The organism is Allocatelliglobosispora scoriae, from assembly GCF_014204945.1.
In the GTDB taxonomy this organism is placed as follows: domain Bacteria; phylum Actinomycetota; class Actinomycetes; order Mycobacteriales; family Micromonosporaceae; genus Allocatelliglobosispora; species Allocatelliglobosispora scoriae.
This window is the reverse complement of record NZ_JACHMN010000003.1, coordinates 430,150-446,240: the sequence shown is the minus strand read 5'-3', so window position 1 is coordinate 446,240 and position 16,091 is coordinate 430,150. Positions and strand designations below refer to the sequence as shown.

16 protein-coding genes are annotated in these 16,091 nt (G+C 69.5%); 11 read left to right on the top strand and 5 right to left on the bottom strand.

The features are described from left to right. Positions 1 to 76 precede the first annotated feature (76 nt). On the top strand, positions 77 to 631 hold the full coding sequence (locus tag F4553_RS28710) for a LytR C-terminal domain-containing protein (RefSeq protein WP_221470522.1): 555 nt from the start codon (positions 77 to 79) through the stop codon (positions 629 to 631). A gap of 97 nt (positions 632 to 728) precedes the next feature. Here F4553_RS28710 and F4553_RS28705 read toward each other — a convergent pair whose 3' ends face one another. Beyond that, positions 729 to 1,532 carry an inositol monophosphatase family protein gene (locus F4553_RS28705; protein ID WP_184841979.1) on the bottom strand — a complete coding sequence of 268 codons (804 nt, stop codon included), beginning with the start codon at positions 1,530 to 1,532 and terminating at the stop codon, positions 729 to 731. Between the two features lie 234 nt (positions 1,533 to 1,766). Between F4553_RS28705 and F4553_RS28700 the strand changes: the two genes are divergently transcribed. Both F4553_RS28700 and F4553_RS28695 read left to right on the top strand, forming a co-directional pair. Further along, positions 1,767 to 3,413, top strand: a complete 1,647-nt coding sequence (locus F4553_RS28700) for an RNA polymerase sigma factor (protein ID WP_184841975.1) — start codon at positions 1,767 to 1,769, stop codon at positions 3,411 to 3,413. Between the two features lie 299 nt (positions 3,414 to 3,712). After that, complete coding sequence (locus F4553_RS28695) at positions 3,713 to 3,949, top strand: DUF7455 domain-containing protein (protein ID WP_184847037.1); 237 nt, start codon at positions 3,713 to 3,715, stop codon at positions 3,947 to 3,949. Positions 3,950 to 4,297: 348 nt separating this feature from the next. Here the strand turns inward: F4553_RS28695 and F4553_RS28690 are convergent, their stop codons facing one another. Both F4553_RS28690 and F4553_RS28685 read right to left on the bottom strand, forming a co-directional pair. Further along, positions 4,298 to 6,028: a DEAD/DEAH box helicase gene (locus tag F4553_RS28690; protein WP_184841972.1), complete on the bottom strand. Its 1,731-nt coding sequence runs from the start codon at positions 6,026 to 6,028 to the stop codon at positions 4,298 to 4,300. 74 nt (positions 6,029 to 6,102) lie between these two features. Further along, positions 6,103 to 6,717 carry a trimeric intracellular cation channel family protein gene (locus F4553_RS28685; protein WP_184841969.1) on the bottom strand — a complete coding sequence of 205 codons (615 nt, stop codon included), beginning with the start codon at positions 6,715 to 6,717 and terminating at the stop codon, positions 6,103 to 6,105. Positions 6,718 to 6,901: 184 nt separating this feature from the next. On the opposite strand from F4553_RS28685, the gene F4553_RS28680 reads away from it, so the two are divergent. After that, positions 6,902 to 7,837 carry a DUF4190 domain-containing protein gene (locus F4553_RS28680; protein ID WP_184841966.1) on the top strand — a complete coding sequence of 312 codons (936 nt, stop codon included), beginning with the start codon at positions 6,902 to 6,904 and terminating at the stop codon, positions 7,835 to 7,837. Positions 7,838 to 7,899: 62 nt separating this feature from the next. Here F4553_RS28680 and F4553_RS28675 read toward each other — a convergent pair whose 3' ends face one another. After that, entirely contained in the window at positions 7,900 to 9,234 is a 1,335-nt protein-coding gene (locus F4553_RS28675; RefSeq protein WP_184841963.1) for a C39 family peptidase, read from the bottom strand. Positions 9,235 to 9,397: 163 nt separating this feature from the next. Here F4553_RS28675 and F4553_RS28670 point away from each other — a divergent pair, with 163 nt between their 5' ends. Next, on the top strand, positions 9,398 to 10,924 hold the full coding sequence (locus F4553_RS28670; protein WP_184841959.1) for a chitinase: 1,527 nt from the start codon (positions 9,398 to 9,400) through the stop codon (positions 10,922 to 10,924). A gap of 93 nt (positions 10,925 to 11,017) precedes the next feature. Here F4553_RS28670 and F4553_RS28665 read toward each other — a convergent pair whose 3' ends face one another. Beyond that, positions 11,018 to 11,209 carry a hypothetical protein gene (locus F4553_RS28665; RefSeq protein WP_184841956.1) on the bottom strand — a complete coding sequence of 64 codons (192 nt, stop codon included), beginning with the start codon at positions 11,207 to 11,209 and terminating at the stop codon, positions 11,018 to 11,020. Between the two features lie 119 nt (positions 11,210 to 11,328). On the opposite strand from F4553_RS28665, the gene F4553_RS28660 reads away from it, so the two are divergent. The 6 genes from F4553_RS28660 to F4553_RS28635 are packed head-to-tail and all read left to right on the top strand — an operon-like array spanning position 11,329 to position 16,032. Then, complete coding sequence (locus F4553_RS28660; RefSeq protein WP_184841952.1) at positions 11,329 to 11,631, top strand: urease subunit gamma; 303 nt, start codon at positions 11,329 to 11,331, stop codon at positions 11,629 to 11,631. After that, entirely contained in the window at positions 11,628 to 11,933 is a 306-nt protein-coding gene (locus F4553_RS28655; protein ID WP_184841949.1) for an urease subunit beta, read from the top strand. Before F4553_RS28660 ends, F4553_RS28655 begins: the two co-directional genes overlap by 4 nt. Next, positions 11,930 to 13,633 (top strand): urease subunit alpha, encoded by a 1,704-nt coding sequence (locus F4553_RS28650; RefSeq protein ID WP_184841946.1) that lies wholly within the window; start codon positions 11,930 to 11,932, stop codon positions 13,631 to 13,633. Before F4553_RS28655 ends, F4553_RS28650 begins: the two co-directional genes overlap by 4 nt. Continuing rightward, entirely contained in the window at positions 13,633 to 14,601 is a 969-nt protein-coding gene (locus F4553_RS28645; protein ID WP_184841943.1) for an urease accessory protein UreF, read from the top strand. The genes F4553_RS28650 and F4553_RS28645 overlap by 1 nt, the downstream gene beginning before the upstream one ends. Further along, positions 14,591 to 15,289: an urease accessory protein UreG gene (ureG, locus tag F4553_RS28640; RefSeq protein ID WP_184841940.1), complete on the top strand. Its 699-nt coding sequence runs from the start codon at positions 14,591 to 14,593 to the stop codon at positions 15,287 to 15,289. Before F4553_RS28645 ends, ureG begins: the two co-directional genes overlap by 11 nt. Further along, the gene (locus F4553_RS28635) at positions 15,289 to 16,032 is read left to right on the top strand and encodes an urease accessory protein UreD (RefSeq protein WP_184841937.1); all 744 of its coding nucleotides are present in this window, start codon (positions 15,289 to 15,291) and stop codon (positions 16,030 to 16,032) included. The genes ureG and F4553_RS28635 overlap by 1 nt, the downstream gene beginning before the upstream one ends. Positions 16,033 to 16,091 lie beyond the last annotated feature (59 nt).

Sequence of the window (16,091 nt, the reverse complement as noted above, 5' to 3'; positions counted from 1 at the left end):
CTGAAAGGCCGGGTCCTACCACCGGACCCGCCGCTGAGCAGCTAACCTCAGCGCACATACTTCGGGAGCCGAGAAAATGACTTTTGCACGGATACGGTCACTTGTCCTCGTCGCGGTGCTGCTGCTCGCCGCCGGCGTACTCGTGGTCATCGCGATCACCCGCGACACCCAGACGGACTCCGCGCACCAGGCGCAGGCGTGTCCGGCCGGCTACGTCCAGGCCAACCTTCGGCTCCCCGAGGAGACCCGGACGATCAAGATCAATGTCTATAACGCCACGGATACGGTCAACCTGGCGACCAATGTCGGCACGGACTTCCGCAACCGCAAGTTCACGGTGGTCAAGACCGCCAACGACCCGCTGAAGAAGGCGGTCGGCGACGTGGCGGTGCTGCGCTACGGACCCAAGACGGTCGGCGCCGCCTACCTGCTGGATGCGTACTTCCTGAACGCCGCCAAGCACGAATTCGACATCGCCCGGACCGACGACGTGGTCGACGTGGTCATCGGCACCGGCTTCCGCCAGCTCGCCACCTCCACCGAGGTGGCCCAGGCGGTCATCGCAGCCGGCCCCGCGTTCGTCGACCGCCACCCCCCAGCCCCCAAGGGCACCTGCGACAGCGGCTTCTGACCCCCCAAAAAAATTCGCGTTGATCAAGGGAAGACTCGCCGCATATCGGACTCCCGAGATGGCGAGTCTTCCCTTGATCAACGCGAATTTTGGGGGCTTACGGACCGCCTGAGGCGTCTAGAGCGGCCAGGTGGTCGTGCAAGGGTCGGTGCAGGGCGGGCGGGGCGGCTATGGCCAGCCTGGTGCCCGCCGGGGCGCCGTTGAGGCCCGTCACCAGCAGGCCCGCCTCCTCCGCGATGAGGCCGCCGGCCGCCAGGTCCCAGGGGGCCAGGCCCTGTTCGTAGTAGACGTCGACCAGACCCTCGGCAGCAGCGCAGAGGTCGAGGGCCGCCGAACCGAAGCGGCGGATGTCGCGTACCCGCGTGATCAGACCCGCGAGGACCGCGGCCTGGTGTGCGCGGCGCTCGGCCGCGTAGCCGAAACCTGTCGCCGCCAGGGCCTGGGCCAGGTCCGTCTCGGTCGAGCCGGTCAGCCTCCGGCCGTCGCGCCACGCTCCCCCGCCCCGGGTCGCGGTCCACTCCGCGCCGGTCACCGCGTTGCGCACGACCCCCGCGATGGGGGAGCCGTCGAGCTCCACGGCGATGGAGACTGCATACTGGGGCAGACCGTAGAGGTAATTGACCGTCCCGTCGATCGGATCCACGACCCAGCGGACCCGAGCCGAGGAGGCTGCCTCGCCGTACTCTTCACCGAGGACGGCGTCGCCCGGGCGGAGCCGGGCGAGTTCGGCGACGATCTGGCGCTCGACCGCCCGATCGGCCTCCGTCACCACGTCGGTCTTGGTGCTCTTGGTGTCGACCTGTTCGATCGCCTGGTCACGCATGGTTCGTGCGGTCTCGGCTGCTCGGCGGGCGATCGCGACAGCGATCTCCAGCAGTGCTCCGGGGTCGTTGTTCGTCACGCTCCCATCCTGTCAACTGCCGCCCGGAACGTCCCGGCATACCCCAACCGGCGTGCGTGACGAGATGATCGCGGCAGACGGCGCTACAATTCACGCCTGCCGCCCACGCCAGGCCGCGGGGGACTTCGCCCCGCCGGTTCGGCGAGCGGCTCCCTCACCAAACCACACCGGCTGTGCCTGCGAGGGCATGCTGGGACGGCCATGCTCGAATAAACGCCCGACGGAAGGTCGTTCGTGACAGAAGCCCGCCAGATCGGCGCCGACGTTCGCTCGCTCACCGACGCTCTCATCGCCCAGGCCGCCCAGGCCGGTGGTCAGCTGACGTCGGCGGAGATCGCGCGTTCCGTAGAGGGCGCCGACGTGACCCCGAGCCAGGCCAAGAAGCTCATTCGGGCCCTCATGGAGGCCGGAGTGACCGTCGTGGCCGACGGCCGCGCGCCCAAGAAGGTGGCTGCGGCACGACAGGCGACGCCTGCGTCCAAGGCAACCACCGCCAAAACCACGCCCGCCAAGGCGGCCAAGGCCGCTCCCGCGAAGGCGGAGCCCGCCAAGGTCGTGCCGGCGAAGAAGGCCGCACCCGCTCAGGCCGGCCCGCTCGACGGCGCCGAGAAGGCAGCCGCCAAGAAGGCGGCGGCGAAGCCCGAGGGCGACGACGCCAAGCCGGTGAAGGCTGCCGCGAAGAAGGCGACGCCGGCCAAGGCGATGCCGGCCAAGAAGGCCGCACCCGCCAAGGCGGGCGCCAAGGACGCCGATCCGGCCGCCAAGAAGGCCGGCGACGAGCCCGACGGTGTCGAACTCGAGGTCGAGGACCTCGCGGCCGAGATCGAGGACGTCGTCGTCGACGAGCCCGTCGAGCTGGTCCAGGCGGCCGAGGCCGACGCCGCGACCGCCGACGACTTCGAGTGGGACGCCGACGAGTCCGAGGCGCTCAAGCAGGCCCGCAAGGACGCCGAGCTGACCGCCTCCGCCGACTCGGTCCGTGCCTATCTCAAGCAGATCGGCAAGGTTCCGCTGCTCAACGCGGAGCAGGAGGTCGAGCTCGCCAAGCGCATCGAGGCCGGCCTCTTCGCGTCGGAGCGGCTGCGTGCGGCCGAGGAGGACGGCGCGCCGATCGTCCGCGAGATGCAGCGCGACCTGCTCTGGATCTCCCGCGACGGTGACCGCGCCAAGAACCACCTGCTCGAGGCCAACCTCCGGCTCGTCGTCTCGCTCGCGAAGCGCTACACGGGTCGCGGCATGGCATTCCTGGACCTCATCCAGGAAGGCAACCTCGGCCTCATCCGCGCCGTCGAAAAATTCGACTACACCAAGGGCTACAAATTCTCCACCTACGCCACCTGGTGGATCCGACAAGCCATCACCCGAGCCATGGCCGACCAGGCCCGCACCATCCGCATCCCGGTGCACATGGTCGAAGTGATCAACAAGCTCGGCCGCATCCAGCGTGAGCTGCTCCAGGACCTGGGCCGCGAGCCCACGCCGGAGGAGCTGGCGAAGGAGATGGACATCACACCCGAGAAGGTGCTGGAGATCCAGCAGTACGCTCGGGAGCCCATCTCGCTGGACCAGACGATCGGCGACGAGGGCGACAGCCAGCTCGGTGACTTCATCGAGGACTCCGAGGCGGTCGTCGCGGTCGACGCGGTCTCCTTCTCGCTCCTGCAGGACCAGCTCCAGCAGGTCCTGCAGACGCTCTCCGAGCGCGAGGCGGGCGTCGTGCGGCTCCGGTTCGGTCTGACCGACGGCCAGCCTCGCACGCTCGACGAGATCGGCCAGGTCTACGGGGTCACCCGGGAGCGGATCCGGCAGATCGAATCGAAGACCATGTCCAAGCTTCGTCACCCGTCCAGGTCCCAGGTTCTTCGCGATTATCTGGATTAGTCTTATAGTCCATTTCGTCGGTTTTGGCCACGACAAAACATCAACCGAACGTGTCGTTGTTGTCACCATGCGTACGAAACCCCGCGTGTGACAACGGCATTGTCGCCAAATGATCGTTGACGTGGCACGCTGGGTGCACGGCAGACTGTCCGTGTGAGCCCGGTGCCCACTCCGATGTGACCTCGATCCCCAGGGGCCAAATCGGGAAGACCGCCAGCAACACCGATGTTGGAGGTTGCGTGAGCAACGAGCTAAGTGAAGTGTTCATCGGTGACGATCAGAGTCAGAGGAGGCAGGCGATGACCGCGACCCTCACGCCGCCGTCGGAGACGGCGACCGCTCCAGCCGCTGATGAACGGTGCGACCGCTGCAACGCGGCGGGCAAGCTGCGCATCGTAATGGCTGGTGGGGGCGAATTGGTGTTCTGCGGACACCACGCGAACAAGTACGCCGAAGATCTTGTAAAGATCACCGTTACGGCGGCAGCTGACGCAGACTTCGTCTGGCGCGGCACAGAATTGATGTCGTCTAACTAAGGCCTCAGGGCTAGGCAAGGGGCGGTCCCGGGAGGGCCCGCCCCTTCGTCATGTGTGCCAACTTTGCGGCGCGCCTCGGACCGCCGCTCCCCAAGATCACAGGTAAGTCAGTGAATCAGACGTCATCACCTTCCATGATGACGTCTGAATCCCCGGGCACACATCCCGCACACGATCCGCCCCGCGCACGCGCCACGGGTGGGCCGCGAAAATAACACCAAGTCTTCAAGAGTTGCGGCGATCTTGCCGGCGCAAGATCGCACCATCTTCAGGGAAGATGGGCTGATCAAGCACCATGATCACACCGTTTTCCCCGAAGATGGCGCGATCTTGAGACGCTGCCAGAGCTCAGAACGACTGGATCGTCGCGATCCGCTCTTCCAACTGCTCGATCGTCGCCTGCGCGCTCGGCGGCCCGCCGCACTTGCTCCGCAGCTCCGCATGGATCTTGCCGTGCGGCAGCCCGGTCCGGTGGTGGTGCGACGCGACCAGCGCGTTGAGCTGCCGCCGCAGGTGCACCCGCCGCTCCGCGGCCGACATGTCCCGCACGACCTCCCGCCGATCGGGCTCGGCCGAACCCGCCGCCGCCCGTGACCGGCGAGCCGCCGCCGCCTGCTCCTGCTGGCGCTTGCTGAGCAGCGCCGCGACCTGCTCGGAGGAGAGCAGCCCGGGCAGGCCGAGGAACTCCTCCTCCTCGGCCGTACCGGAGAGGGTGGGCAGGCCGAAGGACGTGCCGTCGAAGATGACCTGGTCCAGCTCGGCGGTGGCGGACAGTGACTCGATCTTGCGGGTGAGCTCGTCCCCGGCCTGCTCGGAGCGCTGAGCACGCTCCAGGAGATCGTCGTCGAAGCCCTCCTTCTGCTTGGGGGCGCCGAGCACGTGGTCGCGCTGGGCCTCCATCTCGGCGGCAAGGCCGAGCAGGTGCGGGACGCTGGGCAGGAAGACGCTGGCGGTCTCCCCCGGCCGGCGGGCCCGGACGAAGCGGCCGATCGCCTGGGCGAAGAAGAGCGGCGTGGAGGCGCTGGTGGCGTAGACGCCGACGGCGAGCCGGGGGATGTCGACCCCCTCGGACACCATCCGCACCGCGACCATCCAGCGGGCCGTGGAGTGCGTGAACTCGGCGATCCGCCCCGAGGAGCCGGTGTCGTCCGAGAGGACCACCACGGCCTTCTCACCGGTGATGGTTTCGAGCTGGCGGGCGTAGGCCCGGGCCGAGGTCTGGTCGGTGGCGATGACGAGGGCGCCGGCGTCGGACATCCCGCCCGCCCGGATCACCGAGAGGCGGTTGTCGGCCGCACGGAGCACCTGGGGCATCCAGTCGCCGGTCGGGTCGAGCGCCGTCCGCCAGGCCTGGGCGACGATGTCCTGGGTCATCGGCTCGCCCAGCCGGACCGCGAGCTCGTCACCGGCGCTCGTCCGCCACCGGGTCTCCCCGGAGTAGGCGAGGAAGATGACCGGCCGGACGACCCCGTCGGCGAGCGCGTCGGCGTAGCCGTAGGTGCTGTCGGAGCGGGACCGGGGCAGCCCGTCGGAGGCGTGCCGCTCGTAGTTGACGAACGGGATCGGGTTGTCGTCGGAGCGGAAGGGCGTCCCGGTCAGCATCAGGCGCCGGACGGCCGGCTCGAACGCCGCCTTGACCCCGTCACCCCAGGAACGCGAGTCACCCGCATGGTGGATCTCGTCGAGGATCACCAGGGTCGGCTTCGTGAAGGTCATCCGCCGGTGGATCTGCGGACCCATCCCGACCTGGGCATAGGTGACGACGACGCCGTGGAAGTCGCTGGAGGCGTACCCGTCGCCGTTGCGGAAGTTGGAGTCGAGCTGGATGCCGACCGAGGCCGCGGCCTTGGACCACTGCGCCTTGAGGTGCTCGGTGGGCGCGACGACCGTGATGCGCTCGATCGTGCCGTCGAGCAGCAGCTCGCTGGCGAGGCGCAGGGCGAAGGTCGTCTTACCGGCGCCGGGCGTCGCGACCGCGAGGAAGTCGGGGCTGCGCCGCCGTAGGTATTCGACCATCGCACGGCGCTGCCAGGCCCGCAGCGGCGGGAAGGTGTCCAGTGTGGGCAACGCGGGCGGCAACGAACCCCTCCCAATCCTGGTGGCAAGCAAACGCCTCCGATCCACGCCAGACGGCGGGTCACGAAGGCAGAGGCCTAGCCTACACGCGGCACCGGTGCTGACCACTTCCGGCGCAGCGCCACCACGCGGATGGCGAAGACGATCACCGCGGCACCGACCAGGGTCGGCAGGCTGTCCAGATTCAGCCAGACGAGCCCGGCCACGGCGACCGCGCCGATGAGCGCGGCGAGGGCATAGATCTCGTGTCGCAACACGGCCGGGATCTCGGCGGTGAGCAGGTCCCGGCCGAGCCCCCCGCCGATGGCGCTGAGCATGCCGATGAGGCAGGCGCCGACGGCGGGCAGCGGCGCGTGCAGGCCCTTGAGCGTGCCGGTGACGGTGAAGAGGGCGAGCCCGGCGGCGTCGAGCAGCAGTACCGACTTGCGCAGCTTGTCGAGCTGCGGGTGGAAGCGGAAGGTGAGCAGCGAGGCGACGGCCGCCGTGACCGGGTATCGCCAGTCGGTGAAGGCGAGCGGCGCGGTGTCGATGACGAGGTCGCGGAAGATCCCGCCGCCGAGCGCCGCGACGAACCCGACGAAGACCACGCCGAACATGTCGAGGCGCTTCGCGACACCGGCCGAGGCGCCGGAGGCGGCGAAGACCGCGACGCCGATGAGGTCGCCGATGACGAGCAGCTCGCTGGGGTCCACCGGCCAAGGCTAGGGGTCCGGCTGATCACCGGCCGCACCCCACGCCCGTCCGTCACCGCCAACTCTTCAAGAGTTGGTGGTGAAGGCCCGTCGGAGGCGCGTGGCCGCGGTCACTCCCGCAGCTGTGTCGGGTACGCAGAACACGGACACACGGAGCGACGCCGGACAACTACGATGTGGCATCGTGACCCACCCTCAGCCGCCGTCGGACCCCTACGGCCAGCCTTACCAGCCGGAGCAGGCGCCGTACCAGCCGTACGGTGCGCCACCGCCCCAGGACCCCTACGCCGTGCCGCCGCAGCAGCCATACGGCGCACCGGCGTACGGCCCGCCGGCATACGGCACCCCGCCCTACGGCTCGCCGCAGAACTACCCCGACACCGGCCAGCAGCAGTACGGTGCACCGGTCTCGCCCTACCCGCAGTACGGCGAGCCCCAGCAGCCCTACCTGGCAGCACCGGCCCCCTACCAGCCGGTCGCTCCCCTGCAGAACCCGAAGGTCAACGGTTTCGCGATCGCCTCGCTGATCTTCGGCATCTGCGGCGGCCTGCTCTTCAGCACGATCTTCGGCATCATCGCGCTGGTCCAGATCAAGCGCCACGGCGGCCGGGGCAAGGGCATGGCCGTGGCCGGCCTCGTCCTCACCGTCCTCTGGGTGGCCGTGATCGGCGTCGGTGTCGCGCTCAGCGCCAACTACACCCCCACCACCTCCACCCCGACCTCGGCCCGCAACAGCGCCGGTGCGGTGACCACTCCCGGCACCGTGAAGCTGACGACCCTCAAGAAGGGCGACTGCATCGACACCAGCAAGATCCAGGAGGGCGTGGAGTTCTCGACGGTCCCGGCCGTGCCGTGCAACCAGCCGCACGACGCCGAGATCTACGCCATCTTCTCCCTCACCGGCTCGACCTGGCCCGGCGACGCCAAGGTGGCCGATCTCGCCGAGACCGGCTGCACGACCAGGATGAAGACCTTCCTGCCGTCGAAGTCGGCGCAGGCCAAGTACGACATCTTCTTCATCCACCCGGCCGAGTCCGGCTGGATCCGCGGCGACCGCAGCGTCTCCTGCCTCGCGACCGCGCTGCCCGGCAAGAAGCTCAACGCGCCGATCAAGCCGTAGCGGGCAGCGGGGGCGGGATCCCGTCGGATCCCGCCCCCGCTTCCTTCCCTAACGGCAAAGCATCACCAGTTGGTCGAGCCCGCGACCTGCGGCCAGGGCTTCCACCACGGCTTGATCAGGTACGCCACACCGCCCGAGCCGCCGCCGACCGTGCCGTTGGCGCGAACCCGCTTGGTCCGCTGCCACACCTGCTCGAGCTGCGAACGCTTGTAGACGTTGCGCACCTCGCTGTTGGACGAGGACGCCGGGTCGTTGACGACCACGTCGCCGCTGGCGGTGAAGCCGACGATGACGAAGAGGTGGCCGGAGGTGCTGTAGTTGGAGCCGTCGAGCTCGGTGTCGAGGAAGGACAGTGAGACGACGACCGGGATGCCCGCCTTGATGAAGCGCTCGGCCTCGTCGAGGGAGTGCAGCCGGGTGACGATCGCGTCCAGCCCCGGGTAGCTCGCCGCATAGGCGGTGTTGAACGGCCAGTTGCCGGCGCCGTCGTACTCGTAGTCGAACGTCATCCGCGCGGCGTGGTCGACCTGCGGATCGGCATAGGAGGGGTCCACCCAGGCGACGTCGCTCGCCGAGGGCTTGCGGCCGTAGAACTCCACGACCATCTCGGTGGAGGTCGGCGAGCACCAGGCTTCGCCACCGCCGTCGTACTCGGGGTACTGGCCCTCGTGCACGTTCTGCGAGTAGCGCGGCACGGCGAGCTCGGTGCCCCAGGCGATGTGCCCGGCGCTGGCGGGCACCGTGAAGCGGTCCGGTACGTAGGACGTCATCGCACCGAGCATCGAGACCCGCGGCGACTGCCACTGTCCGGGCGCCCGGTAGAGGGTGAGCTTGAGCTGGAAGGCGCTCAGCATCACACCGTTGTCCACGTCGTCGATCGAGAAGGTGTCGGTGTAGATCGTCGACCACGGGTCGCCCTGGCCGTCGAGGGTGGTCCGCTTGATGTCGGTGTCACCGGATGCCCAGCGGCCCATCAGGTACCACGGGGTGGTGCCGCCGGTGTTGTAGGTGCCCTGCATCTGCACCTGGATCCAGGTGCCCGCCGGCGTCTCGGCGTTCCACGAGGCGACGAGTTCGCTGGCGTCGAATCCGACCGGGGTCACCTTCGAGGTCCAGGTGGAGTAGTCCCAGGTCTTCGTGATCCCGGTGTGCGGATCCGTGTAGTCGGTCGTACCCGCCGGGCGCAGCATCGTGACGCCGAGCCCGAGGGGCAGCGTCAGGGTGCTGGCCGAGGTGCCCGAGCGCCAGTCGCTCGCGTCGGACCAGCGGTGGAAGGTGATCTGCTCGTCATGGGTGATCGGGGCCGCTGAGGCACCCGCAGGCGCGGCCGACGTGGTGAGCAGCGCGATCGCGCTCACGCCGGCGATGACGCCGGCGCGCAGTCGAGAGGTGGCCATGGAGTCTCCATAGTGGAGTGAAGGAAGTAAACCTTCACTATGCCTAGTCGATCTACAACTTTTCTACAAGGTCCGCGCCCCAGGACGGCATTGACGAGCGGGGATCGGCTACCTATCGTGGTGACAAATATTTAAGAAACTTTATTGTTTGTGGAGTGGGTCTATGAAAACCTTCCGCATGGCGGCCATCGCCGCCGCCCTCGCCTCGGTGACCACGGCCGCCGTCGCCCTCACGATCGCACCCGCCGCCGCCGCCGAAGTGATCACCAACGGCGGCCTGGAGACGGGCTCCCTGTCCCCCTGGACCTGCAACGGCTCGACCGGCAGCGTCGTCTCCACCCCCGTCCACGGCGGCACCAAGGCCCTGCAGGGCGCGGTCACCGCGAGCGACAACGCGCAGTGCGTGCAGACCGTGCCGACGGTGTCGGGCACGTCCTACACGCTCACCGCGTGGGTCCGGGGCAACTACGTCTACCTCGGCGTCACCGGTGGCGCCTCCACCTGGACGCCGTCGGCCGCGAGCTACACGCAGCTCACGGTCACGTTCACGGCTTCCGGCTCGTCGGCCCAGGTCTACCTGCACGGTTGGTACGCCCAGGGCACCTACCAGGCCGACGACATCTCGCTGCAGGGCGCGGGCGGCCCCGCCTCGCCGTCGGCATCCCCGTCGCGTTCCACCACCCCGTCGGTGAGCCCGTCGGCATCGCGCTCGCCGTCCGCCTCCCCGTCGGCGTCACCCCCGCCGCCGTCCCCCTCCCCCTCGACGAGCCCTCAGCCGCCGACGGGCAACCTGCCCAAGCACCTGCTCACGGGGTACTGGCAGGACTTCACCAACGGCGCCACACCACTGCGGCTCAGCGCCGTGCCGACCAGCTATGACCTGATCGCGGTCGCCTTCGCCAACGCCAACCCGAGCCAGGCGGGCGGCGTCACCTTCGCCGTCGACCCGGGCCTGTCCACGGCGCTGGGCGGATACAGCGACGCGCAGTTCAAGGCCGACATCAACACGCTGCACGCCCGTGGCCAGCGGGTCGTCATCTCGGTCGGCGGCGAGAAGGGCAACGTCTCGGTCAGCAGTGCCGCGGCGGCGACCAACTTCGCCAACAGCGTCCATGCCCTGATGACGAGCTACGGCTTCGACGGCGTCGACATCGACCTGGAGAACGGCCTCTCCGCCACCTACATGGAGCAGGCGCTGCGGTCGCTGCGGTCGAAGGCGGGCGCCAACCTGATCATCACGATGGCACCGCAGACGATCGACATGCAGTCCACCGGCAACGAGTATTTCAAGCTCGCGCTGAACATCAAGGACATCCTGACGATCGTGCACACGCAGTTCTACAACTCGGGCAGCATGCTCGGGTGTGACCAGATGTTCGCGTACAGCCAGGGCACGATCAACTTCCTGACCGCGCTCGCCTGCATCCAGCTGCAGTCCGCGCTGCGGCCGGACCAGATCGCGCTCGGCCTGCCCGCGACCACCCAGGCGGCGGGCGGCGGTTACGTCGCGCCGAGCGTCGTCGGCAACGCCCTGAACTGCCTGGCCCGCAAGACCAACTGCGGCAGCTTCGTTCCGGCGAACGCCTACCCGACGATCCGCGGCGCGATGACGTGGTCGATCAACTGGGACGCATCCAACGGCTACGCCTTCGCCAACTCCGTCCACGCCACTCTGATCACCCTCCCGTAACCCCCGAAATTCCTGTTGATCAAGGGAAGACTCGCCGCATATCGGACCCCCGAGATGGTGAGTCTTCCCTTGATCAACGCGAAATAGGGGCGGTCAGCCGCCGGCCTGGAGGTTGGTCCACTCGCGGGGGTCGCCGGCCGGCTCCGGCAGGTCGCGCTTCGTGTCCGTCTCCTGGAGCTCCACCTGCTGCTCGCGGGTCACGCGGGGCGGCAGCTCGCCGAAGCGGGCGTTGCGGAGGAACGCGCTGTCCTCATCGGTGAATCGCACAGTCTCGTCGTCGCCCATAGGGCCATTGTGTGCCCCTCCCCCAAGAACATCCACCATCCGGATGCCGGATCGGAAACGACGCCGTAACCCGCGACTGGAATGCTTCCCACAGGAAGAATCTCCCGTCCGGAGGATGCGTGTTTCTCACCCCCCATGAGCAGGACCGCCTGCTCATCCACGTGGCAGCGGACGTCGCCGAGCGGCGCAGGGCACGCGGACTGCGGCTCAACTACCCGGAGGCGGTCGCCATCATCACCGCGTTTCTGCTCGAGGGCGCCCGCGACGGCCGCACCGTCGTCGACCTGATGGACGCCGGGCGCCACGTGCTCACCAGCGCCGACGTGCTCGACGGAATCCCCGAGATGCTGAAGGAGGTGCAGGTGGAGGCGACCTTCCCGGACGGCACCAAGCTCGTGACAGTGCACCACCCGATCCGATGATCCCCGGTGAGATCCTCTTCGGCGCGGGTGAGATCGAGATCAACGCCGGTCGTCCGGTCACCACGCTCGTCGTCACCAACACCGCCGACCGGCCGATCCAGGTCGGCTCCCACTATCACTTCGCCGAGGCCAACCCGGGTCTGAGCTTCGACCGGGCGGCCGCGTGGGGGTTGCGGTTGGGCGTACCCGCCGGGACCTCCGTCCGGTTCGAGCCGGGCGTGACGCGCGAGATCGAGCTGGTCCCGCTCGGCGGCGCGCGCATCGTCCCCGGCCTGCGCGGCGCGGCGGGAGGTCCGCTGTGAGCATGCTCGACCGTCGGCGGTACGCCGCCCTCTACGGCCCCACCGTGGGCGACCGCGTCCGTCTCGCCGACACCAACCTCCTCATCGAGATCGAGGAGGACCGGTGCGCGGGAGGTGACGAGGCGGTCTTCGGCGGCGGCAAGGTGATCCGCGAATCGATGGGCCAATCGCTCGCCACCAGGGCGGAGAACGCGCTCGACACCGTCATCACCGGCGCGATCGTGCTCGACCACTGGGGCGTCATCAAGGCCGACGTCGGCATCCGCGACGGCCGGATCACGGCCCTGGGCAAGGCGGGCAACCCCGACACGATGCCCGGGGTGCACCCCGACCTGGTGATCGGCCCCGGCACCGAGGTGATCGCGGGCAACGGCCGCATCCTCACCGCCGGAGCCGTCGACACCCACGTGCACTTCATCTGCCCGCAGATCGTCACCGAGGCGCTCGCGGGCGGGGTGACGACGCTGGTCGGCGGCGGGACGGGTCCGGCCGAGGGCACCAAGGCGACCACGGTCACCGCCAACGCGTTCCACCTGGCCCGGATGCACGAGGCGCTCGACACCTTCCCGGTCAACGTGCTGCTGCTCGGCAAGGGCAACACCGTCTCCGAGGCGTCGATGTGGGAGCAGCTCAGAGCAGGTGCGGGTGGTTTCAAGCTGCACGAGGACTGGGGCACAACGCCCGCCGCGATCGACGCCTGCCTGCGCGTGGCGGACGCGAGCGGAGTCCAGGTCTCGATCCACACCGACACCTTGAACGAGGCCGGTTTCGTCCAGGACACCCTCGCCGCGATCAACGGCCGGGCCATCCACAGCTACCACACCGAGGGCGCGGGCGGCGGCCACGCACCCGACATCATCACCGTCGCGAGCCACCCCAACGTGCTGCCGTCGTCGACGAATCCGACCCGGCCCTACACCCGCAACACGCTCGCCGAACACCTCGACATGCTGATGGTCTGCCACCACCTCAACGCCGCCGTGCCGGAGGATCTCGCGTTCGCCGAGAGCCGGATCCGACCGTCCACGATGGCCGCCGAGGACCTGCTGCACGACCTCGGCGCGATCTCCATCATCGGCTCGGACTCCCAGGCGATGGGGCGGGTCGGCGAGGTGGTGATGCGCACGTGGCAGACCGCCCACGTGATGAAGGCCCGCGTCGGGTCCCTGCCCGGTGACGGGCCCGCCGACAACCATCGGGCTCGGCGCTACGTGGCGAAATACACGATCTGCGCCGCGATGGCGAACGGGCTGGAGGGCGAGGTCGGCTCCGTCGAGCCGGGCAAGCTCGCCGACCTGGTGCTGTGGGAGCCCGCGTTCTTCGGGGTCCGCCCGCACCTCGTCGTCAAGGGCGGCATGATCGCGTATGCCCAGATGGGCGACGCCAACGCCTCCATCCCCACCCCGCAGCCGATCTTCCCCCGGCCGATGTTCGGGTCATACGGTGTCGTACCGGCCGCGACCAGCGTCGCCTTCGTCGCACCCGCCGCGATCGAAGCGGGTCTGCAGCTCGACATCCGGCGCCGGATGGTGCCCGTCGGGAATGTGCGCTCCCGGGGCAAGGCAGACCTGCCCAACAACGGCGCCATGCCGCGTATCGAGGTCGACCCGGACACCTTCACCGTCCGCATCGACGGCGAGGTGGTCGACCCCGACCCGGTCACGGAGCTGCCCATGGCCCAGCGGTATTTCCTCTTCTGATGCACACGATCGCGCTGCTGCTCAACGACGGCCGGTTCCCGTCCGGCGGCCACGCCCACTCCAGCGGCCTGGAGGCGGCGGTGGCCGCCGGCCGGGTGACCGATCTCTCCGCCCTGGAGCACTTCCTGGTCGGCAGGCTGGCGACGACCGCTCTGGTGGCGGCGGCTTTCACCGCAGCCACCCACGCCGCGGTCGCGGCCGCCACCGGGGCCGCCGCGGCCGCCGCCGGGCAAGATCACGTCAACTTCGGGGAACCCGACGTGATCACCGCCCAAGATCCGGGCGCTTTCCCCGAATCAGACGTGATCTCCCCCGCCGCGATCTTGTCGCATGGCGCGGGCACAGACGCCAGCGCGGACCTGCGTGCCTCGGCGAGTGTCCGGACCCCACCCGCAACGGCGGGGGCGAGCGCAGGCAGCCAGCAGCTCAACGGGCACGGCAGGCCCGCGCACCTCGCACCTCCCTCCGTCGTCGAGCTCGTGACCACCCCGCCGGAGCTACCCGCCACCCTCGCCGAACTGGACGCCGAACTGGACGCCAGAACCGCGTCCCCCGCCCTGCGACTCGCCTCAAGACGGCAGGGCAGGGCCCTGCTCCGAGCAGGCAAAACCATCTGGCCCCACGGCAACTGGCAGCACCTTCCCCAGCACCCGGACGGCCCGCACCAGCCCATCGCCCTGGGCATCACAACTGCCGCCGCCGGGCTGACGACCGAGGAAGCCGCCCTCACCTCCGTCTACGGCACCCTCTCCGGCCTGGCGAGCGCAGCGGTACGGCTGCAGGGCCTCGACCCCTACCGGATACAGGCCCTGCTCACCAGGCTCGCCCCGATCTGCGACACCACGGCCGCCGCAGCAGCCCAAGCGGCCGGCACGTCACCAGCGGAGCTACCAGCCGCATCAGCACCGCTCGCCGACATCTCGGCCGAGCTCCACGCCACCTGGGAGGTGCGTCTCTTTGCTAGTTGACCACGATGAGTCCGTTCCGCACACGCATCCGGAGCCGGGCGTCGACCCGCATCCCGCACTGCCCACTCTGGACAGAGCACTCCGCGTCGGCATCGGCGGCCCGGTCGGCTCGGGCAAGACCGCCCTGGTCGCGGCGCTGTGCCGGGCGTTCGCCGGTGAGCTGCGCCTGGGTGTGGTCACCAACGACATCTACACCACCGAGGACGCCGATTTCCTGAAGCGGGCGGGCGTACTCGATCCGGAACGCATCCGGGCGGTCGAGACGGGGTGCTGCCCGCATACGGCGATCAGGGACGACATCTCCGCCAACCTGGACGCGATCGACGAACTCGCGGATTCCCTGGGGCCGCTGGACCTGGTGCTGGTCGAGTCGGGTGGCGACAACCTGACGGCGACGTTCAGCCGGGGCCTCGTCGACCGGCAGATCTTCGTGGTCGACGTGGCGGGCGGCGACAAGGTCCCCCGCAAGGGCGGCCCCGGCGTCACCGCGGCCGACCTGCTCGTCATCAACAAGACCGATCTGGCCCCGATGGTCGGGGCCGACCTGTCGGTGATGGAGCGCGACGCGCGGGCGAGACGGGGCGACCTACCGACGATCTTCCTGTCGATCGCCGAGGACCGGCAGGCGACCAAGGTCGCGGAGTGGGTACGCCACCTCGTGCACCACAGCCGGGCCACGGCCCACTGATGCAGGCGAGTGCCCGGGTGATCGCCGAGGTCGACGACGACGGCATCACCCGGCTCGTCCGGCTGCGGGGCGAGCCGCCCCTGCTGCTGCGGGAGACGCCGACGGTGGACGGTTCGGCGGAGGTCCACCTCGTCGGCGGGGCGGCGGGGCCGCTCGGCGGGGACCGGTTGAGCCTGCGCATCGAGGTGGGGCCGCGGGCGGTGCTCTGTCTGCGTACCGTGGCGGCTTCCATCGCCCTGCCGGGCCGCGGCCGGGACTCTTCGCTGGTGAGCGTGACGGCGAGCGTGGCCGGTGGCGGTGAGCTGCGCTGGCTGCCGGAGCAGCTGGTCGCCGCCGCCGGCTGCCGGCACCACGCGGTGAACACCGTGGAGCTGGCGCCCGGCGCCCGCCTGCTGTGGCGCGACGAGCTGGTCTGCGGCCGGTGGCGGGAGGAGCCCGGTGATGCGGAGATCGCCACCTCCGTGACCTACGCCGACCGCGCCCTGCTGCGCCAGTCCCTGTCGGTGGGCCCGAGTACGCCAGGCTGGTCGGGCCCGGCGGTGCTCGCGGGCGCGAAGGCGACCGGCTCGCTGCTCCGGGTCGACGCGGCGATGCCGCAGCAGGGTCCGGTGGTGCTGGGACCCACCGCGGTCTCGATGCCGCTCGCCGGACCCGCCCGGCTGATCACCGCGACCGCCCCGGACGCGCACACCCTGCGCTCGCTGCTGGATCCCTGCTCGACGGGCATGGTAAGCCGCAGGTGAACGGCACTCCTTAACGGAAGCTGAAAAGCGGAGAGAATAACCTCCGCCGCGTCGCCGAC

Coding starts and splice junctions, on each gene's coding strand:
- F4553_RS28710 (WP_221470522.1), top strand. CDS start 77: ATGACTTTTGCACGGATACGGTCACTTGTCCTCGTCGCGGTGCTGCTG.
- F4553_RS28695 (WP_184847037.1), top strand. CDS start 3,713: ATGACCGCGACCCTCACGCCGCCGTCGGAGACGGCGACCGCTCCAGCC.
- F4553_RS28675 (WP_184841963.1), bottom strand. CDS start 9,234: ATGGCCACCTCTCGACTGCGCGCCGGCGTCATCGCCGGCGTGAGCGCG.
- F4553_RS28670 (WP_184841959.1), top strand. CDS start 9,398: ATGAAAACCTTCCGCATGGCGGCCATCGCCGCCGCCCTCGCCTCGGTG.
- F4553_RS28665 (WP_184841956.1), bottom strand. CDS start 11,209: ATGGGCGACGACGAGACTGTGCGATTCACCGATGAGGACAGCGCGTTC.
- F4553_RS28655 (WP_184841949.1), top strand. CDS start 11,628: ATGATCCCCGGTGAGATCCTCTTCGGCGCGGGTGAGATCGAGATCAAC.
- F4553_RS28645 (WP_184841943.1), top strand. CDS start 13,633: ATGCACACGATCGCGCTGCTGCTCAACGACGGCCGGTTCCCGTCCGGC.
- F4553_RS28635 (WP_184841937.1), top strand. CDS start 15,289: ATGCAGGCGAGTGCCCGGGTGATCGCCGAGGTCGACGACGACGGCATC.